The following is a 25910-nucleotide window of genomic DNA, read 5'->3' as shown; positions in this document are numbered from 1 at the left end:
AAACTGGAAAAGGTGGAGATCGACACCGCCACGGCGGACGCGGAGTGCGTGGTGAGTACGAAGTTCCGCGAGACGCAGGATGCGCTCATCGAGCGGCACGAGAAGGCCGTGACGGCGGCACACGAGGGGGACATCGCCGCGTTCACCGAACTGCGGCAGGCCGCCGTCAAGCGCGCCACGGAGATCCTCAAGTGACGGCGGGAGCGCGATGAGGCGCACGAACCCCTTCCGCAGCGCGACTCGCGGCGAGGAGCCGCGGGACGACGCCACCTCGCTGGAGGACGCGCTGTTCACCACCGGCCACGACGCGCCATCGGAGGAACCCGTGACCACCCCACTGTGGCGGCGCCGCCCGCCCGTGCCGTGGATCGCGGCAGCGGTGGTCGCCGCACTCGTGCTCGGCACCCTCGCCCTCGTGCTCACCCGGACGACGACGACCGAGGCCGTCCGATCGGCGGCACAGGGTCCGCCCCACACCGTGCTCACCGAGCCCGTCACCTCGCGACGCATGGCCGCACACCTCGTCACGCGCGGCACCATCACCACGCAGGGAGAGATCCCCGTCGAGTGCACGCCCGCCGCCGGCGGCGGCGAAGGCCCCAAAGTGTTCACCCGCCCGCCCAAGAACGGCGCCAAGATCACCGAGGGCGGCGTCCTCGCCGCCGTCAACGGTCGCCCCGTGATCGCGCTGCGCGGCAAGGTTCCCGCATTCCGCGACATGCTGCCCGGCTCCGACGGCATCGACGTGCGCCAACTCCAGGCCGCGCTGCGCCGACTCGACCACCCCATCACCGACCGCGTCGGAGTGTTCGGCCCCTCCACCCAACAGGCGGTGCAGCGGCTCTACTCCGCTGCCGGGTTCACACCCGTGGCCCCCGGCCCCGAGGACGTCTCCGCCCTCCGCGACGCCGACGCCGCGGTGCGCGCCGCCAAGGACGAGGTGGCCCAGGCGCAACGCGTCCTCCGCGCCGCCGCAAACCCGCCCCCGGAGGCCGAGGTGATCCGCGCACAGATCGCCGTCGAGGAGGCCGAACGCGCCCTCGCCCAGACCACGTCCACCGGCACACACCGACGCCTCCTGGCGGTGCAGGCCCGTGATGCCCGGGCCGCTCTCGCCAAGCTGCGCCGCGGCCCCGACACCTCCACCGCCCAGGCGGCGCTCGCCCGCGCCCAGGCGAAGGTGGGCGAGGCCGTCGCCACCCGCAACCGTCTCGCCGTGCAGGCGGGCCCCCGCGTCCCCTTCTGCGAGGTCGTCTTCGTCGACGCACTCCCCGCCACCGTCGTCAGTGCCGCCGCCGACCCCTCCGGTGGTGGAGACAGCGCCGCGTCGGGCGGGGACAGCGCAGCCGCGGGCGGCGGGGGTGCCGGAGGTGACGGAGACACCGGGTCGGGCGACGCGCCCCAGGGCAGCGGATGGGCGACGCTCGCACCCGGCAAGCTCACCCTCGAGGCCACCGTCCAACCCGACGAGGCCGCGCTCGTGCGCACGGGGACGAAGGTCGAGTTCGGCGGCGACGACGGCGGACCCGCCGGCACCGGCAGCGTCACCGAGATCGCGCATCGCGGCTCCGACACGGTCCTCGTCATCACCCCCACGACGCCGTTCCCTGCCGAGCGTCGAGGCGACGCCGTCCGCGTCTCCCTCACCACCGCGACCACTGCCGCCGAGGTGCTCGCCGTCCCCGTCGCCGCAGTCCGCGGCGCCGCCGACGGCCGAGCCGTGGTGACCGTCCGTGACGCCGACGGCACCCTGCGTGACGTCCCCGTCACCGCCGGCCTCAGCGCCGACGGGTTCGTCGAGATCCGCTCCGTCGACGGCGGTGGCACGCTCGCGCCCGGCGACCTCGTGGTCGTGTCCCGATGACGCCGCACACCCCATGACCGTTCCCACCGGGCACGCCGAGACCCCGCCCGTGCTCCAACTCCGCGACGTCACCCGGCGCTTCGGTGACGTCGAGGTGCTCAAACCCGTCACCCTCGACGTCCAGGTCGGCGACTACCTCGCGATCTGCGGCGCGAGCGGCTCCGGCAAGTCCACCATGCTCAACATCCTCGGATTGCTCGACCGGCCCAGCAGCGGCACCGTCTCGGTGTTCGGCGAACCCGTCGACACCCTCCCCGACCACCGCCGCGCCGCCATCCGCGGCCGCACCATCGGCTTCGTGTTCCAGGCGTTCCACCTCATCAACGCCAAGTCGGCGACCGAGAACGTCGAACTCGGAATGCTCTACCGCGGACTTCCCCGCGTCGAGCGCCGCAGCCGAGCCCTGGCCGCGCTCGACCGGGTCGGGTTGAGCCACCGGAGGGACGCCTCCCCGGCGACCATGTCGGGCGGCGAACGACAACGCACCGCCATCGCCCGCGCCCTCGCCGCCCGCGTCGACGTGCTCCTCGCCGACGAACCCACCGGCAACCTCGACTCCGCGACGGGCGAGAGTATCCTCCAGCTCTTCGACGACGTCCACGCCGACGGACTCACCCTCATCGTCGTCACCCACAGCGACGAGGTCGCGGCCCGAGCCGGGCGGGTCGCCGTCATGACCGACGGGCACCTGGCGGTGGCACGGTGACGCGGCTCCCGGCGCGTCGACCGGCGCCGACGTCGCGGCCGACGCACTCGTGGCGGCCCCCCGCGTCGTGGGGCGAACGCCGACGCCGACGGCACAAGAACACGCACCCCGGAGAGGACGGCCACGTCTCCGCGTCGGACACGGCGCGCGAGGTCCTCACCGACCTCACCGCCCGGCCCCTGCGCTCCCTGCTCACCGCCCTCGGCACCCTCGTCGGAGTCGCCGTCCTCGTCGGCACCCTCGGCCTCGCCGCCAGCCTCGACAGCCAGATCAGCTCACGATTCGACGATCTCGCACCCCGCGACGTCTCCGTGACGACGCAGGCCGCCGACAAACGCGGGCCCCTCCCCGGTGAAGGGCTGCCCTGGCACGGGGAGGTGAAGGTGCTCCGCATCGACGGCGTCGTCGCCGCCGGCGACATCACCGAACTGAAACCCGAACGCGAAGTGCGGGGCAGCCCCGTACACGAGCCCGGCGAATCCGCCTCCGAGGCCGTGGCCACCTTCGCCGTCTCACCCGGCCTGTTCGAGGCCGTCGGCGCACAGGGACGCGGCGTGTTCCCCTCCTCCTTCCACGACGACCGCGGCGAGGCCGTCGCCGTCCTCGGGCGGGAGGCCGCACAACGCCTCCACGTCACCGACCCCACCCGCGGGCCCGTCGTGTTCGTCGAAGGGCTGCCCGTCGTCGTCATCGGGATCATCGACTCCGTCGACCGCGAATCCGCCCTGCTCAGCAGTCTCGTCGTGCCCGAGGGGTTCGCCCGGCGGCGACTGGGGCTCACGACCCCCGACAAGATGCTCGTGCTCACCCGGGCAGGCGCCGCGGCCTCCGTCTCGGAACAGGTCGCCGTGGCCCTCCGACCCGACGCACCGCAGTCGCTCAAGGCCCAGGTCGCGCCCGCGCCCGAGGGCACCCGCGCCGCCGTGTCGTCCGACACCCAGGGCCTGCTGCTCGCCCTCGCCGGGGTGTCCCTCGTCGTCGGCGGTGTCGGCATCGCCAACGTCACCCTCGTCGCCGTGCTCCAGCGCACGACCGAGATCGGACTCCGCCGCGCCATCGGGGCCAGGCGCCGCGACATCCTCGCCTATTTCCTCCTCAACAGCACGCTCGTGGGCCTGTTCGGGGCCGTCCTCGGCACGTGCCTCGGGGCGCTGCTCACCGTCGTCGTCGCCGAGATCCAGGGCTGGCCGCCCACGCTCGACCGGTGGGTCCTCGCCGCCGGACCCGCAGCCGGTGGGGCCATCGGCCTCCTCGCGGGCATCTACCCCTCGCTGCGCGCCGCCCGCATCGAACCCATAGACGCGTTGCGTTCCGGAGAATGACCGCCCAGGCAGGGCGGGCACCGGTGCCACGGCAACCTCCGCGTCGAGGCGGGCGAGGTCTTCGCATGTCCGGGCCGCGCCCACCTGCATCGGGGAGACGCGGGGACCGCCGCCGTTCACCGTTGTCGGCCGAGGTCAGTGGAACGCCGCGACGGCGGCCGTGAGGAGCGGGGCGACGACGAGCGCGGGCAGGAGGTCGCCGACGCGGATGTGCTTGACGTCCAGCAGCCGGAACGCGATCCCGACGAGCAACAGGCCGCCCGTCGCCGTGAGCGCCATGATCTGCGACTCCGGCATCACCGCGCCCAGCAGCATCCCGACGAGCGTCAAACCGCCCTGCACCACGAGCACCGACACCGCCGAGGCGAGCACCCCCACGCCGAACGTCGAGGCGAACGCGATCGACGCGAAGAAGTCCAGGGCCGACTTCACCGCCAGCTGATCGATGCCGCGCCCCAGACCGTCGTTGATCGACCCGAGGATCGTCAACGGACCCACGCAGAACAACAACGTCGCCGTCAACCACCCCTCGATGAACCGTTCCCGCGCCTCCGCCGCCGTGCCGTCGTCGGTGTCGTCGGCCGTGTCGACGGCCGTGTCGTCGGCGACCGGGGGCGTGGCCCGGTCCACTGGCTGCGCGGCAGTCGCGCCCGCGGCCGTCATTCCCGTCGTCCTCGCACGCGGCGCGGTCGTGGTGGCCGCACTGCCCGTCGCGGTGCGGCGACGGCGCAGGCGCGCGGCGACGGCGTCGCGGACGGTGCCGGCGAGTCCTTCGAGGCGGTCCTCGATGCGCAACGCCGAGCCGACGACGCCACCGAGGACGAGGCTGCCGAGGACGATGAGCACCGGCGCGGAGGCGCCCACGTCCGCCGCGAGCGCGGGGGAGGTGACCGACATGGCCGACAGCGCCGCCATGAGCAGGGTGACGAGTCCGAGGCAGTCGGTGACGATCGTGCGCGTCCGCTCCGAGAAGCGATGCCCCGCGCCCATGCCGAGAAGGGCACCGGCCGCCACCGCGACGGTGTTGACGAGGGTGCCGAGACCGGGGATCGAGGCGTCCATGCCCGCCACAGTAGGGGGTTCGTCACCCGCTGGGGCCGAGGGCGTGGGCTCAGTGCTGGGTCAAGGGAAGGTCAACGGCAGGTCACGGATCGGTCGGCACTTCTGCTTCCCGGGCGGTCGGCCGACCACTATGCTCGGAGCGTTCGTCCCGAAACCCCTGCGCCGTCGTCGCCGCCCCCGTGCTCCGATTCCGGCGTCGGGACACCCCCTGATCTCGCCGAGGTGAAGACCGTGGCTCGTCGCCAGCCTTCCGTCCTCCCGTTCTGCCGTGACGACCTGGAGCTTCTCGCAGAGATGTGGATCGCCCACCGGGGGGAGGAGGAGCACTCCGTCGAGTCCGCGCGGCGCGCGGTCGAGGAGGGCCGGTTCGCCGAGGCCGTCACCCGCGACTACGTCACGATCCTCACCGCCGTGCTCGAGGGGCGGGTCGTCGGGTACGTGTGGCTCACGGCCTCGCCGCTCACCGCCCACCTCGACGTGCCCTCCCTCGGCATCGAGGACGTCTACGTCGTGCCCGAGGCGCGCGGCCAGGGCGTGGCGCGCTGCCTGCTCACCGCCGTCGCCGGGCTCGCGCAGAAACGGGGCGTCGACCACATCGGGTGCGCCCTGCCCACCCAGGCCAAGGACGCCCACCGCACGCTCGCGCGCCTCGGCTTCGCCGCAGTCGTCACGCGTCGCGTGGCGCAGACCTCCACTCTCCTGCGCCGCCTGCGAGGGCCCGAGGCCCGGCCGACGAACGTCGACCAGCTCCTCCTCCAGCGGCGTCGTCGCGCCCAGCAGCGCCGCCAGGTCCTCCTCGGCCCGGTGGCCGCGCACTCCTGACCCTCACGGCCACGCCGACCCAGCGGCGCCGACACCGCAGCGCCGACACCGCATGGAGCCCGCCCGGGGACGTCCCACGGGCGGGCCCGCTGCGGTGCGGGGAGGCTCACAGAGCCGGCGGACGCTCCCGCACGAGGCACGTGAGCCGCGCGGTGCACAGGCGGCGGTCCTCCTCGTCGGTGATGACGATCTCGTAGCAGGCGAGACTGTTGCCGAGCTGGATCGCCCGGGCGACACCCGTGACGACACCCGACCGGGCGGCGCGGTGGTGGGTGCAGCTCAGCTCGACACCGACGGCGGCGCGTCCCTCACCCGCGTGCACCGAGGCCGCGTAGGAGCCGAGGGTCTCGGCGAGGGCCGCGTTCGCGCCGCCGTGGAGGATGCCGTACGGCTGCACGTTCCCCGCGACGGGCATGGTGCCCCGGGCGCCCTCGGCGGAGACCTCCTGGATCTGGATGCCCATGTGCTCCATGAGGGTTCCCGTGTACCCGTCGCCCTCGACGTGCTGACCGAGTCGGCCGAGGGTGTTGTCGCGGGCCGCGTCGCGGGCGAGGTCGGGGGTGTCGTCGGTCATGGGGACTCCTCAGCGTGGGGAGGCGCGCGGCGCCGCCGGGTGGATGACTCGGGTCATCGTGTCATCGGGGAGCGCGTCGCGGGTGGTTGCGGCGCGGCCGTGTGTCCACCCGCCCGTCGGGGGTCGGTGGTTGTCGGAGCGGGCGTCTAGGCTCGCACCGTGAGCCGACTTCTCCTTCTCGACGGGCACTCCCTGGCCTACCGTGCGTTCTTCGCGCTGCCGGCGGAGAACTTCTCCACCACCACGGGGCAGACGACGAACGCCGTGTACGGGTTCACGTCGATGCTCATCAACGTGCTGCGCGACGAGGACCCCACGCATCTCGCGGTCGCGTTCGACGTGTCGCGGCAGACGTTCCGCACGGAGCAGTACGCCGAGTACAAGGCCACGCGCAGCAAGACCCCCGACGAGTTCCGCGGGCAGGTCGACCTGCTCAAGGAGGTGCTCGACGCGCTGCGCATCCGGCACGTCGAGGTCGACGGGTACGAGGCCGACGACGTCATCGCCACGCTCGTCACCCAGGCCAACGCGCTCGGGGAGGACGGCACGCCCGCCATCGACGAGGTGTCGATCGTCACCGGTGACCGCGACTCCTTCCAGCTCGTCACCGACACGACGACGGTGCTTTACCCCATCAAGGGCGTCTCGGAGCTCGCGCGCATGACGCCCGACGCGGTCGAGGCCAAGTACGGCGTGCGGCCCGAGCGGTACCCCGACCTCGCGGCGATGGTGGGGGAGTCCTCCGACAACCTGCCCGGCGTGCCCGGCGTCGGCCCCAAGACCGCGGCCAAGTGGCTCGGGCAGTACGGCGACCTCACCGGCATCGTCGCCAACGTCACCGCGATCAAGGGCAAGGCGGGGGAATCGCTGCGCGAGCACCTCGACGGGGTGCTGCGCAACCGTCGCCTCAACGCGCTCGTGCGCGACGTGGCCCTGCCGGTCACCCTCGCCGACCTCGAACGCACCTCGTGGGACCGCGAGGAGGTGCACCGGGTGTTCGACAGCCTCGAGTTCCGCGTGCTGCGCGACCGGCTGTTCGAGACGTTCGCCGCCACGCCGGAGGAGAGCGCCGGGGAGGCCCTCGACGTCGACGGCGTCGTCCTCGAGCCCGCCGACGTCCCCGCCTGGCTCGACCGCCACGCCGCGGCGGGGGATCCCGTGGGGGTCTGCGTGGTCGGCACGTGGGCCAAGGGCGAGGGCGACGCCGAGGGCCTGGCCCTGGCCTCCGGCGAGGGTACGGAGGGCGGCGAGGGTGACACCGCCGAGCCGGCCGTCGCGTTCGTGCGTCTCACCGAGCTCGACCCGGCGGGCGAGACGGCCGTGGGGGAGTGGCTCGCCGACGCGGCGCGCCCCAAGGTGTTCCACGACGCCAAACCGCAGATGCGGATGCTCGGCGAACGCGGCTGGGCCGTGCGAGGTCTCACGGGCGACACCGCCCTGTCGGCCTACCTCGTGCGGCCCGACCAGCGCAGCTACGACCTCGCCGACCTCTCGGTGCGGTATCTGCATCGAGAGCTCCTCGCCCCCGAGAAGGAGCAGGCGGGGCAGGGCACGCTCGACTTCTCCGTGGGGGAGGACGACGGGCAGGCACGCCAGGCGATGAGCCGGGCGCGCGCGGTGCTCGATCTGTGGCGGGTGTTGAGCGAGAAGGTCGAGGAGTCCGGCGGCACCGAGTTGCTGCGCGACGTCGAACTGCCCCTCGTCGACGTCCTCGCGGGGATGGAGCGGGTCGGCATCGCGGCCGATCTCGCCGCGCTGGAGGAGCTGGAGTCGCACTTCGCGACGAAGGTCGATCAGGCGCAGGCCGACGCGTTCGAGGCGATCGGGCACGAGGTCAACCTCGGTTCGCCCAAGCAGCTGCAGGTCGTGCTCTTCGAGGAGCTCGACATGCCCAAGACGAAGAAGACGAAGACGGGGTGGACGACCGACGCCGACGCTCTCGCCGACCTCTACGCCAAGACCGAGCATCCGTTCCTCGAGGCGCTCCTGCGCCACCGTGACGCTTCCCGGCTGCGGGTCACGGCCGAGGGGCTCATCAAGTCGGTCGCGCCCGACGGTCGCATCCACACGACCTACCAGCAGACGATCGCCGCGACCGGCCGCCTCTCGTCCACCGACCCGAACCTGCAGAACATCCCGATCCGCACCGACGAGGGTCGGCGCATCCGGTCGGTGTTCGTCGTCGGCGAGGGCTACGAGACGCTCATGTCGGCCGACTACAGCCAGATCGAGATGCGCATCATGGCGCACCTCTCCGGCGACGAGGGGCTCATCGAGGCGTACCAGAGCGGGGAGGACCTCCACCGGTTCGTCGGTAGTCGGGTGTTCGGCGTGCCGCCCGCCGAGGTCACCCCGGCGATGCGCAGCAAGGTCAAGGCGATGTCGTACGGCCTCGCCTACGGCCTCTCGGCGTTCGGGCTCTCCAAGCAGCTCGGGATCTCCACCGCCGAGGCCAGGGGCCTCATGGACGAGTACTTCCTCCGCTTCGGCGGGGTGCGCGACTACCTGCGGCAGGTCGTCGACGACGCCCGAGCCGTCGGGTACACCGAGACGATGTTCGGGCGTCGGCGCTACCTGCCCGACCTCGACTCCGGCAACCGGCAGCGCCGCGAGATGGCCGAACGTATGGCCCTCAACGCGCCCATCCAGGGGTCGGCGGCCGACATCGTCAAGGTCGCGATGCTCGGCGTCGACGCGGGCCTGCGCGAGGCGGGGCTCGCCTCCCGGGTGTTGCTGCAGGTGCACGACGAGCTCGTCCTCGAGGTCGCTCCCGGCGAGCTCGACACGGTGACCGACCTCGTCCGCGACCGCATGGGCGCCGCCGCCGACCTCGCCGTGCCCCTCGAGGTCCACATCGGCACCGGCCGCTCCTGGCAGGACGCCGAGCACTGAGCCGGCGCGGCCGGGCCGCGCAGCAGAACCGGAGGGAGCCTCTCACCCACATCGGGGTGAGAGGCTCCTGCGGTCCTATGCCCCTCCTGAGGGCCGACGGCGACCGGTCAAGGATTCGCCGCCAGGAACACGTAGGCGGCGAGGAGCACGAGGTGCACACCGCCCTGGAGGCGGGTAGCGCGGCCGGGGACGACGGTGAGCACGGCGACCACGGCCGTCACGGCGAGCAGCGACATGTGCAGCGCACCGAGGCCGAGGTGCAGCGGCCCCTCCAGCCAGATCGACGCGACCGCGATCGTGGGGATAGTGAGTCCGATGCTCGCCATCGCCGAGCCGAGTGCGAGGTTGAGGGAGACCTGCGTCGCGCCGCGACGAGCGGCGTTCGCGGCGGTGAGGGTCTCGGGCGCGAGCACGAGCATCGCGATGAGGACGCCGACGAACGAGTGCGGCAACCCTGCCGCGCGGACCCCCGCCTCCAGCGCGGGCGACTCGACCTTCGCAAGACCGATGACACCGACGAGGGCGACGAGCAGCAGCGCGAGGCTCGTCCATGCGGCACGCGCGCTCGGGGGATCGTCGTGGTGCTCGTCGAGGACCTCCCCGCCCTCGTCGATGGGGAGGAAGACGTGCCGGTGCGTCTTCGTCTGCGTCGAGACGAACAGCAGGTAGAGCACGAGGGAGGCGACGGCGGCGAAGACGAGCTGGGGTCCGGTGAACTCCGGGCCGGGCGTGCTCGTGAACGTCGGGACGACGAGCGACAACACCGCGAGGGTCAGTGCGGTGGCGAGGGCCGCGCCGGTGCCGTGCGAGTTGAAGTGGGCGGTGCCGCGGCGGCGGGAGGCGACGAGCAAGGAGAGGCCGACGATGCCGTTCGTCGTGATCATGAGGGCCGCGAACACCGTGTCGCGGGCGAGGGTCGCCACCTCCTTGCCGCCGCTCACCATGAGCGTGACGATGAGCGCGACCTCGATGATCGTCACGGCCACGGCGAGCACGAGGGAGCCGTACGGCTCCCCGACACGGTGGGCGACGACCTCGGCGTGGTGTACGGCCGAGAGCACGGCGGCGCCGAGGAGGACGGCGAGTCCTCCAACGAGGATCGGGCCGAGTTCGCGCCCCAGGACGAGGACCAGGGTGAGGATGGCAAGGAGGGGGACGACGGTGGTCCAGGAGGGAAGACGCAAAGGTGGTGACATGTCCCCTATTTCATCATGCGTCCCTCGAGCCGCCGTTCCGTCGTCCCGCGAAACGGCGGCGGGGCCTCCCACCGGGTCATGGTGGGAGGCCCCGCCGCAGCGGTGATGTCGACTCAGAAGAGGCCGACGGTGTTGCCGTTCTCGTCGATGTCGATGCGCATGGCGGCCGGGGTCTTCGACAGGCCCGGCATCGTCATCATGTTGCCGCAGATCGCGTAGACGTACCCGGCGCCGGCGGCGAGGCGGACCTCGCGGACCGGGAGGGTCCATCCCGTCGGCGCACCCTTGAGGGAGGCGTCGTGGGAAAGCGACATCTGCGTCTTCGCGATGAGGACGGGCAGGTCGCCGTAACCCTGCTCGGTGTACATCGCGAGGGACTTCTTCGCGGCGGGGGAGAGCTCGACGCCGTCCGCGCCGTAGACCTTGGTGGCGATCTTCTCGATCTTCGTCTCGAGAGAGTCGGAGAACTCGTAGGTCGGGGTGAAGTCCACCTCGTCGTCACAGGCCTCGACGACCGTCTTCGCGAGCTCGATCGCGCCCTCGCCACCGTCGGCGACGTGCGTCGAGACGGCGACGCGCGCCCCCATGTCCTCGGCGGCGCGCTTGATGACGTCGTGCTCGGAGGGGAAGTCGGTGGGGAAGGCGTTGATCGCCACGACGGGCTGCACGCCGAAGTCGCGGATGATCTGGATGTGCTTGCGGAGGTTCTCGATCCCCGCCTCGACGTCGCCCGGGTTCTCCTGGAGCATCTCCTCGGGCAGCGACTTGCCCGCCTTGACCTGGTAGCGGCCGGAGTGCGACTTGAGCGCGCGCACGGTCGCGACGATGACGGCGGCGTTCGGGGTGAGCCCCGCGGCGCGGCACTTGACGTTGAAGAACCGCTCGGCGCCCATGTCGGCGGCGAACCCGGCCTCGGTGAGAAGGATGTCACCGGCCTTGATGCCGACGCGGTCGGCGATGATCGAGGAGTTGCCGGTGGCGATGTTGCCGAACGGGCCGGTGTGGATGAACGCCGGCGTGTGCTCGAGCGTCTGCATGAGGTTCGGCATGAGCGCGTCCTTGAGGAGGACGGCCATCGCGCCCGCGGCGCCGATCTGCTCGGCGGTGACGGGCTTCTTGTCCTTGGTGAAGCCGACGACGATGCGGCCGAGACGCTCGCGGAGGTCCGTGAGCGAGGTGGCGAGCGCCATGATGACCATGACCTCGGAGGCGGCCGTGATGTCGAACCCGGTCTGGCGGGTGACGCCGTCCGTCTTGGCGCCGCAGCCCTCGATGATGTGGCGCAGGGAGCGGTCGTTCATGTCCATGACCCGGCGCCACTGGATCTCGTCCAGGCCCAGCTCGTTGCCGAAGTGCAGATGGTTGGCGACCATCGCGGCGAGCAAGTTGTGCGCGGCGGTGATCGCGTGGAAGTCACCCGTGAGGTGGAGGTTGAGGGTCTCCATCGGCACGATCTGACTGTAGCCACCGCCGGCCGCGCCACCCTTCACACCGAACACGGGGCCGAGGGAGGGCTGACGCAGCGCCAGCACCGGCTTGCGGCCGATCTTCGCGAGGCCCTGCGCGAGACCCACGGCGGTCGTCGTCTTGCCCTCGCCCAGCGGGGTGGGCGTGATGGCCGTGACGACGACGTACTTGGCGTCGGGGCGGCCGGACATCTCGTCGATGGCGGCGAGGTCGACCTTGGCGACGTTGCGGCCGTAGGGCACGAGGTGCTTCTCGTCGAGGCCGACCATCGCGGCGACCTCGGGGATGGGGGCGAGCTCGGCGTTCTGCGCGATCTCGATGTCTGACGGAAGAGGCTTCTTGGTGCTGGTCACGCTCTCCATCATGGCCGCTCGGGTGGGGTCTTGTCGGGCGGTTCGGCGAGGTCGACCCGGTCGTCATCGCCGGAGTCGCCCGCCACAGGGGCTGCCGTCGGGGCCGGTGCGACCGCTCGGGTCGTGGCGAGGCGGCGGCACACGAAGATTGCCGTCCCGGGCAGCAGACGGCCCCGCAACGGGCTCCAGCCCCCCCACGTCTCCGTGTTCGCCTCGGGCCACTCGGGTTCGACGAGGTCGACGAGGTGGAGCCCCGCCGCGGCGATGTCCCGCACGCGGTCACCGAGGGTGCGGTGGTGCTCGACGTAGACGAGGGTTCCGTTCGCGTCCTCCTCGGAGTAGGGGGTGCGGTCGAAGTACGACATCGTCGCCGTGAGCCCCTCCGAGCCGGGCACGTCGGGGAACGCCCACCGCACCGGGTGCGTCGTCGAGAAGACGAGGAGACCTCCGGGGACGAGCACCCGGGCGCACTCGTGGAGGAGGCCCGCGCCGTCCGCGACGAACGGGACCGCGCCGTAGGCGGAGAAGACGACGTCGAACGTGGCGTCGGGAAACGGCAACGCCGAGGCGTCGCACTGGAGCAGGGGAGGGGCGGCACCCGTTCTCCACGCGTCGATGCGTTCGGCCTGGTGGAGCATCGCGAGGGAAAGGTCCGTCGCGACGACACGTCCACCCCGTCCGGCGACGTAGCGGGCGCCCTGCGCCGCGCCGGCCCCGAACTCGAGGACGCGCCTGCCGTCGACGTCCCCGAGCAGACCGAGCTGCGCCTCGGTCACCCCCTCCGGACCCCACACGAGATCGGCGTCGCCGAGAAAGGCGCCGTGCTCCTCGTAGTACGTCGACGCCTCGTCGTCCCACCAGTGCCGGTTCGCCGTCACGGTCTCGGTGGCGTTCACCTCGCGGTCGTAGCCCGCACCGACACCCGTCGCGTCCGAAGTGCCTGGAGTGGCTGGAGTGCCTGGAGTGGCTGGAGTGCGGCCACGGTCGTCGGGCCCGTCGTTGTCGGGATGGCCGGGGGCGGCCGGCGACAGGGGCGCGGAGGCACCCTCGGGACGCACGTCGTGGCGCGCCCGCGTGGTGTCGGTCTCGGACTCGTGGGGGGCGGACATACGACACAGTCTGCCGACGCCACACCGGCTTTACGTCGTCCCGGGCGCACGGGTAGACTGACCGGGTGCGCCCGCTGTGTCCACGGGCGCGCGTGGCCACCGACACTCGAACCTTCCCGCGTCGGCCACGAGGTGATCTCGCCCTCCACCGCGAACGGCGGGCCGCCTCGGTCACGAGCACCACCTCTTGTTCACACCGTCCGACCAGGGCGGCGGCACACGCCGACGCCCTCCGACCATCTGTCCGCATCGGAGTCCCCACTACATGACTGTCAGCCACCCCGAGATCGCGATCAACGACATCGGTTCCGAGGAAGACCTCCTCGCCGCGATCGACGCCACCATCAAGCACTTCAACGATGGCGACATCGTCGAAGGCGTCATCGTCAAGGTCGACCGTGACGAGGTCCTCCTCGACATCGGCTACAAGACCGAGGGCGTCATCCCCTCGCGCGAGCTGTCCATCAAGCACGACGTCGACCCCAACGAGGTCGTTGGCGTCGGCGACGAGGTCGAGGCCCTGGTCCTCCAGAAGGAGGACAAGGAGGGTCGGCTGATCCTGAGCAAGAAGCGCGCCCAGTACGAGCGCGCCTGGGGCACGATCGAGAAGATCAAGGAAGAGGACGGCGTCGTCACCGGCACCGTCATCGAGGTCGTCAAGGGTGGTCTCATCCTCGACATCGGCCTCCGAGGCTTCCTCCCCGCCTCCCTCGTCGAGATGCGCCGCGTCCGCGACCTCCAGCCGTACGTCGGCAAGGAGATCGAGGCCAAGATCATCGAGCTCGACAAGAACCGCAACAACGTCGTCCTCTCGCGCCGTGCGTGGCTCGAGCAGACGCAGTCCGAGGTCCGCACGAACTTCCTCCAGGAGCTCGGCAAGGGTCAGGTCCGCACCGGTGTCGTGTCGTCGATCGTCAACTTCGGTGCGTTCGTCGACCTCGGCGGTGTCGACGGACTCGTCCACGTCTCCGAGCTGTCCTGGAAGCACATCGACCACCCGTCCGAGGTCGTCGAGGTGGGCCAGGAGGTCAAGGTCGAGGTCCTCGACGTCGACATGGACCGCGAGCGCGTCTCCCTCTCGCTCAAGGCGACGCAGGAAGACCCGTGGCAGCACTTCGCCCGCACCCACGCCATCGGCCAGGTCGTGCCGGGCAAGGTCACGAAGCTCGTCCCGTTCGGTGCGTTCGTCCGCGTCGACGACGGCATCGAGGGTCTCGTGCACATCTCCGAGCTCGCCGAGCGTCACGTCGAGCTGCCGGAGCAGGTCGTCCAGGTCGGCCAGGAGATCTTCGTCAAGGTCATCGACATCGACCTCGAGCGTCGCCGGATCTCCTTGTCGCTCAAGCAGGCCAATGACCCGTCGGTCGCGACGACGGAGTTCGACCCCACGCTCTACGGCATGGCGGCCGAGTACGACGAGCAGGGCAACTACAAGTACCCCGAGGGCTTCGACCCCGAGTCGAACGAGTGGCTCGAGGGCTACGAGGAGGCCCGGCAGAAGTGGGAGCGGCAGTACGCCGAGGCCCACGCTCGCTGGGAGGCGCACCGTGCGCAGGTCGAGGAGGCCATCAAGGCCGACGCCGAGGCCGTCGCCACGGGTGGTGTCGAGACCACGACGTCCTACTCCTCCGGTGGCTCCTCGGAGTCGCAGGTGAGCACCGAGGGCACGCTCGCCTCGGACGAGGCTCTCGCCGCGCTGCGCGAGAAGCTCACGGGCAACTGACCCCGGGCGCCGAGGGTTCGTCCCTCGGTCGACGCTCCGGACGGGCCCCCTTCTTCTCACGAGGGAGGGGGCCCGTCCGCGTGTCCCGCCAGTGGGTGCCGACGGTCAGGGTGGGTGAATTGTGCTCAGGTGTGCGGGGATTCGGCCGTTGGAGGCAGGGAGGGCTGTCGGACGGAGGAGGGGCGGATGCACCAGGCCGGGGAGGGGTGGAGCCGACGCATCGGGGTCCGTCGGTTTGCCGCCGTGGCGTCCGTCCTCCTTCCTGTCGTCCTCACCGGATGCGCCGGGGGCCCGGCACCGGCCCCGGTGTCCCGCCCGGTCGTCTCGGTGCCCCCTCCCGAGATCGTCACCGTCGCACCGACGACGGCGGCCCCGACCCATGGAGTCGACGTCGATGCGGCGGCGATCCGCTCGGCTCCCGCGGCGTGTGGGCTGCCGCTACACCACCTGTCGAGCCATCGCGGATCGATCGGCACGACGGAGACGACCCTGCAGGTGACGGACGGGTACGCGATGGGGATGGCGCCGGTGCCGCCCGTGGAGACCGACGTGACCGGCGACGGGGGTCTCGACCTCATCGGTGTCCTCAGCTGCACCGTCGACGACGATCCGCGCCCGGACACCCTCGTGCTCTACACGGGGCCCGCGACACCGGCCGCATCGGTCGGACTCGACACGGCACAGAAGCAGAAGTACGCGGTGGTCCGTGACCTACGGGTCGTCGGGGGCGACGTGCGGGTCGAGTGGACGGCGTTCGATCGTGCGGACGGGCCCGTCACGCAGTACGAGGCCACGGTCTCGTGGCGCGGAGACCGCCTCGCCCTCGTCGATCCGCGGCGTTCCTCGGGGCCGCGGCGCGTCACCGTGTCGACGGGGAGCTTCCTCACGGCCGACGGCAACGTCCACTGCGTCGTCCATGACGACGTGGCCTGGTGCGACGTCGCCCGCTCGACGTGGACCCCGCCGCCGTCGCCGCCACCGTCCGCCTCGCGTCGCCCCTCCACCTCCCCGACTCCCAGCGGAACCGCATCGTCCGCGGGTGCGCCGAGCGCCTCCCCGGCGTCGGCCTGCGAAGGACGGGAGTACGGTCGCACGTTCCTCATCCGGGCCGGACGCGTGACCCGGATGTGCGCCGGGGAGCAGGGGCCCGAGATCGCCGCCCTCGGCGCCCCGCTCGCCTCCTGGCATCGCACGGGCTGGGACGCGACGGTCGTCGTCGACGGCCGCAGGTCGGCCGCCCTCACGCCGGGATCCTCGATGTCGAGCGCCCAGATCACGTGCAGCGCCACCTCCGAGGCGGTGACGTGCACGGACACGCGGACGCGGGCGTCCTTCGAGGTTGGGCGAGGCGTCGCCGACGTGAGCACCGACTGACGACGCCCCGGGGGAGTGGGCGATCGTGGCCCACCCACCGCGCCGCCCGGCGGGAGGGGCGGTGAGTCGCCGGCACGGCTCGGCGGCGGTATCGGTCGTGTCCCTGCCACAGGTGGGCGGGGCGAACTAGAGTGTCGTCATGTTGACAGTGGGCCTCACCGGCGGAATCGGATCGGGCAAGTCGACCGTCGCACGACGCCTCCGCGACGCGGGAGCGGTCGTCGTCGACGCCGACGCCATCGCGCGCGAGGTGCTCGAGGTCGGTGGTGACGGGCTCCGCAGAGTCGTCGAGCGATTCGGCGGCCGGGTGCTCGCCGCCGACGGATCCCTCGATCGGGCCGCCCTCGCCGGAGTGGTCTTCGACGACGAACAGGCCCGCCGCGATCTCGAGGCGATCACGCACCCGCTCATCGCGGCCCGCACCCAGGAGAACGTCGACGCCGCACCGGAGGACGCCGTCGTCGTCCACGACGTGCCGCTCCTCGTCGAGAAGCGCATGGGCGGTCGTTACCACCTCGTCGTCGTCGTGGAGGCGCCCGCGCAGACCCGTGTGCGGCGCCTCGTGGGACGGGGGCTCACCGAGTCCGACGCTCAGGCGCGCATGAGTCACCAGGCCTCCGACGCGGCGCGCCGTGAGGCCGCCGACGTCGTCCTCGACAACTCCGGCGACGAGGAGGACCTCCTCCGCCGGGTCGACGCGGTGTGGAACGACCGGATCGTCCCGTACGCGGAGAACCTCCGGGCCGGCCGTTTCCACCGTCGCCCGACGCCCGTCGTCTCGCCGTACGATCCGCGGTGGCAGCAGCAGGCGGCCCGACTCGTCGATCGGCTCTCCCATGTGCTGGGGGAGCGGGCGCCGGAGATCGAGCACGTCGGCTCGACGAGCGTGCCGGGCATGGCGGGCAAGGACGTCGTCGACATCCAGGTCGGTGTCCGTGACCTCCGCGACGCCGACGACCCGGCGTTCGTCGCGGCCCTCGCCGCCGCGGGGTTCCCGCGGGTCGAGGACTACCGCATGGACCACCCGACCGACGCGATGCCCGACCCCTCGTTGTGGGTCAAACGGTTTCACGGGTCGTGCGATCCGGGCCGCGTCGCCCACGTCCACGTGCGTGAGCTGTCGAGCGCGGGATGGCAGTACGCGCTGCTCTTCCGTGACTGGCTGCGCGGAGACCCGGCCGCCCGCGAGGAGTACACCCGCATCAAGGAGGATCTCGCCGAGGCTCACGAGTCGAACGCGGCCTACGCCGCCGCCAAGGAGCCGTGGTTCAACGAGGCGTGGCCCCGCATGCAGACCTGGGCCCGCCGTACCGGCTGGCACGACTGACCCCCGCTGTCCGACACGACGAACCCCGCCCGCTCCCCGCGCGGCGGGGTTCGTCGTCGACGACCTCTCCATCGGGGCGAACATCGACCTCCACGCCCGGCTGCGCCCGCACTGGGACGGCGTGTTCTTCACCTCCCTGCTCGAGGCGTTCGAGGTGCCCGAGCGGCGCACACCCGCGAAGCTCTCGACGGGAGGCCGGGCCGCGCTGCGTGCCGCCTTCGCCCTCGCCACCCGCGCGGAGGTGACCGTGCTCGACGAGGTGCACCTCGGCATGGACGCCGTCACCCGCCGCGCGTTCTACGACGCCCTCCTCGCCGACTACGCCGCGCACCCGCGCACGATGATCCTCTCCTCCCACCTGCTGGAGGAGATCCAACCCCTCGTCGAGGACGTCGTCGTCCTCGACCGCGGCCGGGTCGTCGCCGCCGGGGAGGTCGACGACGTCCGCCGGGCCCACTCCCGCGGGGACTCCCTCGCCTCCCTCACCGACGTCCTCGTCGACCTCACCACGCCGGCCATCGCTCCGGCGGACCCGAGCACAGGAGCGCACCGATGAGCACCTCGGCCACGAATCCGGGCACGAACTCGACACCCGCGGGGGAAGCACCGCCTCACGGCCGCGGACCGCACGGGCGCGGTGCTCTCCGTCCTCGGACGACGGGCCCTCGGCGCCGTCGGCGGGACGGCTGTGGCGCTCCTCGCCGCCGTCACCCTCCTGTACGTCGTCGGCCGGTGGCTCGGGTGGGAGTTCGCCACGGGTGGCAGTCCGTTCGACGGCGTCGCGGGTATTGCGGCCGAACCCGGCCGGGTGACGATGACGGGGCTCGCTTGGATCGCCCCCTCTCCACCGCCTGGACCGCCGTCGTCCTCGCGGCGGCGCTACCGCGGCTCGTGCCGTCCCTCCTCGGCCTCGGGGCGACCCGCCGCGCGGTGAGTTCCGCCCTCCTCGTCGTCGACCTCGGCATGGTCGTCGCGGCGGTGCTCACGCTCATGGCGGCCGTCGCCGTCACCGGGTCGTCGGCCTCGCCGGGTGCCCTCGAGACCGGGGCACGTGCAGCGGTGTGGTTCCTCGTCGTCGTCCTCGGCGCCACGGACCTCGCGGTCCTCTGGCTCCACGCGGGAGTGGTGCGCGCGATCGTCCTCCCGTCGTGGTCGTGCTTCTCCTCGTCCTCCCCGCACTGCTGGGACCGGCCCTCGGCACCGTGTCCGCGGGCCGCCACCTCATCGCGGCGGCGCCCTACGTCGTTGCCGCGTTCCTGGTGGCCGGGCTCGTCGTCGGGGTGCGGCGACTGGACGTCGCCTGACGCCACGGGCGCGACGACGCCTCCCGTCGCCTCTCGACGCCGCCGACCGTGGCGGGGCGGGCCCGTCGTGACCGGCCACGACGGAAGGGGTGTCGGAGGTGGGGTCTACCGTGTGACACATGCGGCCCACCACAGATCTGCAGCGACGCGTCGCCCCGTTCGAGGTCGTCTCCGAGTTCTCCCCGAGCGGCGACCAGCCTGCCGCCATCGCCGAGCTCACGAAGCGCATCAACGCGGGGGAGCAGGACGTCGTGCTCCTGGGCGCCACCGGCACCGGTAAGTCCGCGACGACGGCGTGGCTCATCGAGCAGGTCCAGCGGCCCACCCTCGTGCTCGAACCCAACAAGACCCTCGCGGCGCAGCTCGCCAACGAGTTCCGCGAACTCCTGCCCAACAACGCGGTCGAGTACTTCGTCAGCTACTACGACTACTACCAGCCCGAGGCGTATGTCCCCCAGACGGACACGTACATCGAGAAGGACTCCTCGATCAACGACGAGGTCGAACGCCTCCGCCACTCCGCGACGAACTCCCTGCTCACCCGGCGTGACGTCGTCGTCGTCGCCTCCGTGTCGTGCATCTACGGCCTCGGCACGCCACAGGAGTACGTCGACCGCATGGTGCGGCTCGAGGTCGGGCAGGAGATCGGCCGTGACGAGCTGCTCCGCAAGTTCGTCGGCATGCAGTACACCCGCAACGACCTCGCCTTCACCCGCGGCACCTTCCGCGCCCGCGGCGACACCGTCGAGATCATCCCCATGTACGAAGAACTCGCCATCCGCATCGAGTTCTTCGGCGACGAGATCGAGGCCCTCTACACCCTCCACCCGCTCACCGGGGAGGTCGTGCGCGAGGAGCAGGAGATGTACGTCTTCCCCGCCTCCCACTACGTCGCCGGCCCCGAACGCATGGAACGCGCCATCCGCGGCATCGAACTCGAACTCGAAGGCCGTCTCGCCGAACTCGAGCAGCAGAACAAGCTCCTCGAGGCGCAGCGCCTCCGCATGCGCACCACGTACGACATCGAGATGATGCGGCAGATCGGTTCGTGCTCCGGCATCGAGAACTACTCGCTCCACATCGACGGCCGCCCGCGGGGGAGCGCCCCTAACTGCCTCCTCGACTACTTCCCCGAGGACTTCCTCCTCGTCATCGACGAGTCCCACGTCACCGTCCCCCAGATCGGCGCGATGTACGAGGGTGACATGAGCCGCAAGCGCACCCTCGTCGACCACGGCTTCCGCCTCCCCAGCGCCATGGACAACCGCCCCCTCAAATGGGAGGAGTTCCTCGAACGCATCGGACAGACCGTGTACCTCTCGGCCACCCCCGGCGACTACGAACTCGCCAAGTCCGACGGGTTCGTCGAGCAGATCATCCGCCCCACCGGCCTCGTCGACCCTGAGATCGTCCTCAAGCCCACAAAGGGCCAGATCGACGACCTCCTCCACGAGATCCGCCTCCGCACCGAGAAGGACGAACGCGTCCTCGTCACCACCCTCACGAAGAAGATGGCCGAGGACCTCACCGACTACCTCCTCGACAAGGGCGTCCGCGTCCGATACCTCCACTCCGAGGTCGACACCCTCCGCCGTGTCGAACTCCTCCGCGAACTCCGCCTCGGCGAGTACGACGTCCTCGTCGGCATCAACCTCCTCCGTGAAGGTCTCGACCTGCCCGAGGTGAGCCTCGTGTCGATCCTCGACGCCGACAAGGAGGGCTTCCTCCGCTCCACCCGCAGCCTCATCCAGACCATCGGCCGCGCTGCCCGCAACGTCTCCGGCCAGGTCCACATGTACGCCGACACCGTCACCCCCTCGATGGACTCCGCCATCGAGGAGACCCGACGCCGCCGCGAGAAGCAGATCGCCTACAACACCGAACACGGGATCGACCCCACGCCGCTGCGCAAGAAGATCGCCGACATCACCGATCAACTCCGCCGCGAGGACGCCGACACCGAGGCCCTCATGGGCAGCGGACGCACCCAGTCCCGCGGCAAGAGCCGCGGCCGCGCCGCCGCCGATGCGCCCCGCCATGCCGTCCCCGAGGCCGCGAGCGACCTCGCCAACCTCATCCAGGACCTCACCGCGCAGATGCACCAGGCCGCAGAGGACCTCCACTTCGAACTCGCCGCCCGGCTCCGCGACGAGGTCTCCGACCTCAAGAAGGAACTCCGCCAGATGAACGAGGCGACCCGGTGATCCGCGTCACCGGGCGGGCTCGGCGTATGACAGACTTCAGACCCACGGAGGGGAGTATCCCCACGCGGTGACCTCGTCAGCACGACCCGAGGCAGCCCGGCGCCGCCGTCGCTGACCGGGTTCGGGGTGCCGGTCCGCCGACCCGGGCGGGAGAGACCTCCGACGGTTCCCTCCGAAAGGTCTCTCACCTCATGCACGTACACCTGTGGGTGTGGGTCGTCACCCTCGCGGTGATGACGGCGTTCCTCCTCGTCGACATCGTCGTCATCGCCCGCCGCCCGCACAAGCCTTCCATGGCCGAATGCGCCCGCCACCTCACGTTCTTCGTCGGCGCCGCGGTGCTGTTCGGCATCGGCATCGGCCTCATCTCTGGCTGGGACTACGGCATCCAGTTCTTCGCCGGATGGCTCACCGAATACTCGCTGTCGATCGACAACCTCTTCGTCTTCATCATCATCATGGCGAAGTTCGGGGTGCCGGAGAGGTACCAACAGGCGGCGCTCATGATCGGCATCGTCATCGCCCTGGTCCTCCGGGGCATCTTCATCGCCGTCGGCGCCGCGCTCATCAACCAGTTCGCCTGGGTCTTCTACATCTTCGGCGCGTTCCTCATCTACACGGCGATCAAGCTCGGCAAGGAGGGGCTCTCCGACGAGGACGCGGACGACGACTTCCAGGAAAACGGCGTCCTCAAGTTCGTCGAGCGCAAGTTCAGCGCGACGACCTCCTGGGAGTTCGGCACCAAGCTCTTCGGCCACATCGACGGCAAGCGCGTCGCGACCCCGATGCTCATCACGATCGTCGCCCTGGGCACGACCGACCTCATGTTCGCGCTCGACTCGATCCCCGCGATCTTCGGCCTCACCAAGGAGCCGTTCATCGTCCTCACCGCGAACATCTTCGCGCTCATGGGTCTGCGGCAGCTCTACTTCCTCATCGGTGGGCTGCTCCAGCGCCTCGTCTACCTCAGCCTCGGGCTTTCGGTCCTCCTCGCGTTCATCGGCGTCAAGCTCATCCTCCACGCCCTTCACGAGAACTCCTTGCCGTTCATCAACGGTGGGGAGGGCCTCCACGTCCCCGAGATCTCGACGACGGCGTCGCTCGGAGCCATCGTCCTCATCCTCGGCGTGACGACGATCGCCTCCCTCCTCAAGACCCGCCGGGACCACGCCGCGGCCTGACCGCGACTCTGCGGCCCACACGGGACCGCACGCGCGGAACTGCGGCCGCGCCGGGCACGACGAAGCGCCCCACCCCCCTCGACGGGGGCGGGGCGCTTCGTCACGCGTGCGGCCGAGCCGCGACGGATCAGCGACCCGGCATCATCGTGCCCTCGGCGATGAACCGCTGGTGCCACTCGTGGGCCCGCATGAGGTCGTGCGGCGTGTGCTGGCCGTTGGCGACCTTGCCCGCCCGCTCGACGTACTCCTCGAGCATCGGGCGGTACGTGGGGTGCGCGCACTTCTCGATGATGAGCTTGGCCCGCTTGCGCGGCGCGAGACCACGGAGGTCGGCGAGGCCCTGCTCGGTGACGATGACGCTCGTGTCGTGCTCGGTGTGGTCGACGTGGCTGACGAACGGCACGATCGCGGAGATCGCGCCGCCCTTGGCGGTCGACGGCGTCACGAAGCACGAGATGTAGGCGTTGCGGGCGAAGTCGCCCGAGCCGCCGATGCCGTTCTGCATCCGGCTGCCCATGATGTGCGTCGAGTTGACGTTGCCGTAGATGTCCGCCTCGATGAGGCCGTTGCAGGCGATGACGCCGAGACGACGGATGAGCTCGGGGTGGTTCGAGATCTCCTGCGGACGCAGGATGATGTTGCGGCGGTAGCGGGCCGCGTCGTTGTTCATCTGCTCCGCCGCGTCGGGGGAGAGGGAGAACGCCGTCGCCGACGCCACGGTGAGCTTGCCGGCGTCGATGAGCTCGACCATGCCGTCCTGGATGACCTCGGTGTAGGAGGTGAGGCCCTCGAACTTCGAGTCGAGGAGGCCGGCGAGGACGGCGTTGGCGATGTTGCCGACACCCGACTGCAGCGGGAGGAGCTCCTTGGGCAGACGCCCGCGGGAGACCTCGTGCTCGAGGAACTCGATGAAGTGACCTGCGATGGCCTTCGACGTCTCGTCGAGCGGCTTGAACGGGGTGTTGCGGTCGGACTGCTCCGTCTCGACGATCGCGACGATCTTCTCGTTGTCGACCGAGAGGTAGGGCTGACCGATGCGGTCGCCCGGCCGCGTCATCTGGAGCGGCTGGCGGTAGGGCGGAAGGGCGAACTTCTCGTAGACGTCGTGCATGCCCTCGAGGTCCATGCTCTGCCACGAGTTGACCTCGAGGACGATCTTGTCGGCCTCGTCGAGCCATACCTTGTTGTTGCCGATGGACGAGCTCGGGATGAGACGGCCGTCGTCGGTGATCGCCGTGACCTCGATGACCGCGACGTCGAGGTTGCCGAGGAAACCCTCGCGCACGAGCGGGCCGAGGTGGGAGAGGTGGATGTCGTTGTAGTCGATCGTGCCCTCGTTGATGCGGGCGCGGGTGACCGGGTCGGACTGGTACGGCAGACGGGTGCGGACACCGCCCGTCTCGGCGAGGGCGCCGTCGAGCTCGGGGGCGGTCGAGGCACCGGTCCACACGCCGACGCTGAACGGGCGGCCCGCGGCGTGCTCCTCGCGGATGCGAGCCGCGAGAGCGACCGGCACGGCCTTGGGGTAGCCGGCTCCGGTGAAGCCGCTCATGCCGACGTTGTCGCCGTCCTTGATGAACGTGGCGGCCTCCTGGGCCGACATGATCTTGCTCCGCAGGGATGCCTTACCCACGCGACTGGTCATCGTTCCTCCATCCGACTGGACCGCGGCGGACCTTCGTACCCGCCGGGGACTGCCACCACGGTAACGAGATCGGCACGCTCCTGGTGGTCCTCCCGCCGCATCCGGCCCTTGGTCCCTCCTCTGGAGCATCAAGGTTCGGGCGGTGCGGGTTCCTCGCGGCGGGTCACTGAGGCGGACGCCGCGACGACGGCGACCATGCCGAGGATCTGGGTGCCGGTGAGGACCTGACCGAGGACGAGGAATCCCGCGAGGGCGGCCACGGCAGGTTCGAGGCTGAGGAGTATGCCGAAGACGGCCGCGCTCATGCGGCGCAGCGCGAGGAGTTCGAACGAGTAGGGGAGGACGGAGGAGAGGAGCGCGATCCCGAGGCCGCGGACGAGGGCGTCGGGCTCCCAGAGACGCGCCCCGGCGGTGACGAGGCCTGCGGGGGCGACGAGGACGGTCGCAACCGCCATCGAGAACGCGAGTCCGTCGAGCTTGGGGAAGCGGCGCCCGGTGCGCGCGGACAGGACGATGTAGGCCGCCCACGCGGCGCCGGCGAGGAGTGCGAGGAGCACACCGACGGAGTCGAGCCGCGCGCCGGTGCCGAGGACGCCGGAGACGAGGACGACACCCACGGCCGCCACCCCGACCGCGACGAGATCACGGGCGAGTCGGGAGAGGACGGCCGCGAGGAGGAGCGGGCCGATGAACTCCACGGTGACGGCCGCGCCGATGGGCAGGCGGGTGAGCGAGGCGTAGAACGCCGTGTTCATGAGCGCGAGGGCCCCGCCGAACGCCGCGACCGTGGCCCAGTCGTGTCGGTCGTACCCGGCCACCGAGGGACGCAGGACCGCGAGCATGACGGCGGCGGCGATCGCGAGGCGGAGCGTCACCGAGCCGAGCGTCCCGACGAGCGGCAGGAGCGTCACCGCGAGGGCCCCGCCGAACTGGACGGAGCCGATCGCGAGGAGGACGAGGACGAGCGGCGGAACGTGGGGGCGGCGCGTCACCACCCGCGTGCGCGCCACTCGTCGAGGTGGGGCCGCTCGGCGCCGAGGGTCGTGTCCTTGCCGTGGCCGGGGTAGATCCACGTGTCGTCGTCGAACCGGTCGAAGATCCGCTCGGTGAGGTCGCCGAGGAGCTGCCCGAAGTCGTCCGGGGAGTTCGTCTTGCCGGGGCCGCCGGGGAAGAGGGAGTCGCCGGTGATGACGTGGGCGTGGCGGTCGGGGTCGGTCCACGCGAGGGCGATCGCGCCCGGCGTGTGGCCGCGGAGCTCGATGACCTGCAGCGTCGTCTCACCGACCCGCAGCGTGTCGCCGTGGGCGAGACGGTGGTCGGGCGCCACGGGGAGGGCGTCGGCGTCGTTCTCGCCCGCGTAGGTCGGCGCACCGGTGCGCCGGGCCATCTCCTCGAGTGCGCCGGTGTGGTCGGCGTGCCGGTGGGTGGTGACGATGCCGGAGAGACGGCCGGTGCCCTCCTCGACGAGGCCGACGAGGCGCTCCGCGTCGTCGGCCGCATCGACGAGGAGCTGCTCGCCGGTGGCCGTGTCGATGAGGAGGTAGACGTCGTTGTCCATGCTCCCGACGCTGCACTTGCGCAGCGTGAGGGTGCCGAGGTCGCGGACGTCGCTCGGGCCGCCGGGGGTGACGTCGCCGGTGTAGGTGCTCATGGGATTCCTCCGTCGGGGACGAGGTGGGCCGTGGGACGCACGCTTCGTCGGTCGACGGGCGTGCGCCGGTCGACCCATTCTCGCCCATGACGCGCATCCGTCGGGCCGGGGGCGACCGGCCGTGCCGCGGAGGA

The 25910-nt window shown here is 71.2% G+C and carries 22 protein-coding genes; 13 read left to right on the top strand and 9 right to left on the bottom strand.

Annotated features, from left to right (window positions below; genetic code table 11):
- From MOPEL_RS17795 to MOPEL_RS11220, 4 genes are all read left to right on the top strand, one after another.
- Positions 1 to 195 (top strand): hypothetical protein (locus MOPEL_RS17795; protein ID WP_009483030.1); only part of this gene is annotated, 195 nt, incomplete at its 5' end.
- A gap of 13 nt (positions 196 to 208) precedes the next feature.
- Complete coding sequence (locus MOPEL_RS11230) at positions 209 to 1864, top strand: peptidoglycan-binding domain-containing protein (RefSeq protein ID WP_009483029.1); 1656 nt, start codon at positions 209 to 211, stop codon at positions 1862 to 1864.
- A gap of 13 nt (positions 1865 to 1877) precedes the next feature.
- Positions 1878 to 2570 carry an ABC transporter ATP-binding protein gene (locus MOPEL_RS11225; protein WP_009483028.1) on the top strand — a complete coding sequence of 231 codons (693 nt, stop codon included), beginning with the start codon at positions 1878 to 1880 and terminating at the stop codon, positions 2568 to 2570.
- Entirely contained in the window at positions 2567 to 3892 is a 1326-nt protein-coding gene (locus MOPEL_RS11220; protein WP_009483027.1) for an ABC transporter permease, read from the top strand. The genes MOPEL_RS11225 and MOPEL_RS11220 overlap by 4 nt, the downstream gene beginning before the upstream one ends.
- Positions 3893 to 4027: 135 nt before the next feature.
- On the opposite strand, the gene MOPEL_RS11215 is transcribed toward MOPEL_RS11220, so the two are convergent.
- Entirely contained in the window at positions 4028 to 4954 is a 927-nt protein-coding gene (locus tag MOPEL_RS11215; protein WP_040634128.1) for a DUF554 domain-containing protein, read from the bottom strand.
- A 231-nt stretch (positions 4955 to 5185) separates the two neighbouring features.
- On the opposite strand from MOPEL_RS11215, the gene MOPEL_RS11210 reads away from it, so the two are divergent.
- Entirely contained in the window at positions 5186 to 5776 is a 591-nt protein-coding gene (locus MOPEL_RS11210) for a GNAT family N-acetyltransferase (RefSeq protein WP_040634126.1), read from the top strand.
- Between the two features lie 106 nt (positions 5777 to 5882).
- Here the strand turns inward: MOPEL_RS11210 and MOPEL_RS11205 are convergent, their stop codons facing one another.
- Positions 5883 to 6350 carry a PaaI family thioesterase gene (locus tag MOPEL_RS11205; protein WP_009483024.1) on the bottom strand — a complete coding sequence of 156 codons (468 nt, stop codon included), beginning with the start codon at positions 6348 to 6350 and terminating at the stop codon, positions 5883 to 5885.
- A 159-nt stretch (positions 6351 to 6509) separates the two neighbouring features.
- On the opposite strand from MOPEL_RS11205, the gene polA reads away from it, so the two are divergent.
- The gene (gene polA, locus MOPEL_RS11200; protein WP_009483023.1) at positions 6510 to 9242 is read left to right on the top strand and encodes a DNA polymerase I; all 2733 of its coding nucleotides are present in this window, start codon (positions 6510 to 6512) and stop codon (positions 9240 to 9242) included.
- 107 nt (positions 9243 to 9349) lie between these two features.
- On the opposite strand, the gene MOPEL_RS11195 is transcribed toward polA, so the two are convergent.
- The 3 genes from MOPEL_RS11195 to MOPEL_RS11185 all read right to left on the bottom strand — a co-directional run bounded on the left by MOPEL_RS11195 (position 9350) and on the right by MOPEL_RS11185 (position 13367).
- A complete protein-coding gene (locus tag MOPEL_RS11195; protein ID WP_009483022.1) occupies positions 9350 to 10438 on the bottom strand; it encodes a calcium:cation antiporter in 1089 nt (362 codons plus the stop codon).
- 113 nt (positions 10439 to 10551) lie between these two features.
- Complete coding sequence (locus MOPEL_RS11190) at positions 10552 to 12267, bottom strand: formate--tetrahydrofolate ligase (RefSeq protein ID WP_141631320.1); 1716 nt, start codon at positions 12265 to 12267, stop codon at positions 10552 to 10554.
- Positions 12267 to 13367 carry a class I SAM-dependent methyltransferase gene (locus MOPEL_RS11185; protein WP_009483020.1) on the bottom strand — a complete coding sequence of 367 codons (1101 nt, stop codon included), beginning with the start codon at positions 13365 to 13367 and terminating at the stop codon, positions 12267 to 12269. Before MOPEL_RS11185 ends, MOPEL_RS11190 begins: the two co-directional genes overlap by 1 nt.
- Positions 13368 to 13632: 265 nt before the next feature.
- Between MOPEL_RS11185 and rpsA the strand changes: the two genes are divergently transcribed.
- The 4 genes from rpsA (at position 13633) to MOPEL_RS11165 (ending at position 18347) form a co-directional block, all read left to right on the top strand.
- On the top strand, positions 13633 to 15090 hold the full coding sequence (gene rpsA, locus MOPEL_RS11180) for a 30S ribosomal protein S1 (protein WP_009483019.1): 1458 nt from the start codon (positions 13633 to 13635) through the stop codon (positions 15088 to 15090).
- A 186-nt stretch (positions 15091 to 15276) separates the two neighbouring features.
- Positions 15277 to 16464, top strand: coding sequence for a hypothetical protein (locus tag MOPEL_RS17320; protein ID WP_009483018.1), 1188 nt, complete (start codon positions 15277 to 15279; stop codon positions 16462 to 16464).
- A 139-nt stretch (positions 16465 to 16603) separates the two neighbouring features.
- A complete protein-coding gene (gene coaE / locus MOPEL_RS11170; RefSeq protein ID WP_009483017.1) occupies positions 16604 to 17791 on the top strand; it encodes a dephospho-CoA kinase in 1188 nt (395 codons plus the stop codon).
- Positions 17792 to 17912: 121 nt separating this feature from the next.
- Complete coding sequence (locus MOPEL_RS11165; RefSeq protein ID WP_009483016.1) at positions 17913 to 18347, top strand: ATP-binding cassette domain-containing protein; 435 nt, start codon at positions 17913 to 17915, stop codon at positions 18345 to 18347.
- Between the two features lie 323 nt (positions 18348 to 18670).
- Here the strand turns inward: MOPEL_RS11165 and MOPEL_RS11160 are convergent, their stop codons facing one another.
- Positions 18671 to 18907: a hypothetical protein gene (locus MOPEL_RS11160; protein ID WP_009483015.1), complete on the bottom strand. Its 237-nt coding sequence runs from the start codon at positions 18905 to 18907 to the stop codon at positions 18671 to 18673.
- A 32-nt stretch (positions 18908 to 18939) separates the two neighbouring features.
- On the opposite strand from MOPEL_RS11160, the gene MOPEL_RS17790 reads away from it, so the two are divergent.
- The 3 genes from MOPEL_RS17790 (at position 18940) to MOPEL_RS11150 (ending at position 22480) form a co-directional block, all read left to right on the top strand.
- On the top strand, positions 18940 to 19095 hold the full coding sequence (locus MOPEL_RS17790; RefSeq protein ID WP_009483014.1) for a hypothetical protein: 156 nt from the start codon (positions 18940 to 18942) through the stop codon (positions 19093 to 19095).
- 119 nt (positions 19096 to 19214) lie between these two features.
- Positions 19215 to 21299, top strand: a complete 2085-nt coding sequence (gene uvrB / locus MOPEL_RS11155) for an excinuclease ABC subunit UvrB (protein WP_009483013.1) — start codon at positions 19215 to 19217, stop codon at positions 21297 to 21299.
- A 191-nt stretch (positions 21300 to 21490) separates the two neighbouring features.
- The gene (locus MOPEL_RS11150; protein WP_009483012.1) at positions 21491 to 22480 is read left to right on the top strand and encodes a TerC family protein; all 990 of its coding nucleotides are present in this window, start codon (positions 21491 to 21493) and stop codon (positions 22478 to 22480) included.
- A gap of 127 nt (positions 22481 to 22607) precedes the next feature.
- On the opposite strand, the gene scpC is transcribed toward MOPEL_RS11150, so the two are convergent.
- The 3 genes from scpC to MOPEL_RS11135 form a co-directional block, all read right to left on the bottom strand.
- A complete protein-coding gene (scpC, locus tag MOPEL_RS11145) occupies positions 22608 to 24125 on the bottom strand; it encodes a succinyl-CoA:acetate CoA-transferase ScpC (RefSeq protein WP_009483011.1) in 1518 nt (505 codons plus the stop codon).
- 128 nt (positions 24126 to 24253) lie between these two features.
- Complete coding sequence (locus MOPEL_RS11140; protein ID WP_009483010.1) at positions 24254 to 25120, bottom strand: EamA family transporter; 867 nt, start codon at positions 25118 to 25120, stop codon at positions 24254 to 24256.
- Complete coding sequence (locus MOPEL_RS11135; RefSeq protein ID WP_009483009.1) at positions 25114 to 25776, bottom strand: MBL fold metallo-hydrolase; 663 nt, start codon at positions 25774 to 25776, stop codon at positions 25114 to 25116. Before MOPEL_RS11135 ends, MOPEL_RS11140 begins: the two co-directional genes overlap by 7 nt.
- Positions 25777 to 25910: the final 134 nt, after the last annotated feature.

The organism is Mobilicoccus pelagius NBRC 104925 (assembly GCF_000247995.1).
Taxonomy (GTDB): domain Bacteria; phylum Actinomycetota; class Actinomycetes; order Actinomycetales; family Dermatophilaceae; genus Mobilicoccus; species Mobilicoccus pelagius.
The sequence above is the reverse complement of the archived record's forward strand: the minus strand, read 5'-3'. Positions and strand labels throughout refer to the sequence as shown.

Bases quoted from the DNA above. Each gene is read 5' to 3' on its own strand.
- MOPEL_RS11230 (WP_009483029.1), top strand. From the start codon at position 209: ATGAGGCGCACGAACCCCTTCCGCAGCGCGACTCGCGGCGAGGAGCCG.
- MOPEL_RS11225 (WP_009483028.1), top strand. From the start codon at position 1,878: ATGACCGTTCCCACCGGGCACGCCGAGACCCCGCCCGTGCTCCAACTC.
- MOPEL_RS11215 (WP_040634128.1), bottom strand. From the start codon at position 4,954: ATGGACGCCTCGATCCCCGGTCTCGGCACCCTCGTCAACACCGTCGCG.
- MOPEL_RS11205 (WP_009483024.1), bottom strand. From the start codon at position 6,350: ATGACCGACGACACCCCCGACCTCGCCCGCGACGCGGCCCGCGACAAC.
- MOPEL_RS11195 (WP_009483022.1), bottom strand. From the start codon at position 10,438: ATGTCACCACCTTTGCGTCTTCCCTCCTGGACCACCGTCGTCCCCCTC.
- MOPEL_RS11190 (WP_141631320.1), bottom strand. From the start codon at position 12,267: ATGGAGAGCGTGACCAGCACCAAGAAGCCTCTTCCGTCAGACATCGAG.
- MOPEL_RS11185 (WP_009483020.1), bottom strand. From the start codon at position 13,367: ATGTCCGCCCCCCACGAGTCCGAGACCGACACCACGCGGGCGCGCCAC.
- rpsA (WP_009483019.1), top strand. From the start codon at position 13,633: ATGACTGTCAGCCACCCCGAGATCGCGATCAACGACATCGGTTCCGAG.
- MOPEL_RS17320 (WP_009483018.1), top strand. From the start codon at position 15,277: ATGCACCAGGCCGGGGAGGGGTGGAGCCGACGCATCGGGGTCCGTCGG.
- coaE (WP_009483017.1), top strand. From the start codon at position 16,604: ATGTTGACAGTGGGCCTCACCGGCGGAATCGGATCGGGCAAGTCGACC.
- uvrB (WP_009483013.1), top strand. From the start codon at position 19,215: ATGCGGCCCACCACAGATCTGCAGCGACGCGTCGCCCCGTTCGAGGTC.
- MOPEL_RS11150 (WP_009483012.1), top strand. From the start codon at position 21,491: ATGCACGTACACCTGTGGGTGTGGGTCGTCACCCTCGCGGTGATGACG.
- scpC (WP_009483011.1), bottom strand. From the start codon at position 24,125: ATGACCAGTCGCGTGGGTAAGGCATCCCTGCGGAGCAAGATCATGTCG.
- MOPEL_RS11135 (WP_009483009.1), bottom strand. From the start codon at position 25,776: ATGAGCACCTACACCGGCGACGTCACCCCCGGCGGCCCGAGCGACGTC.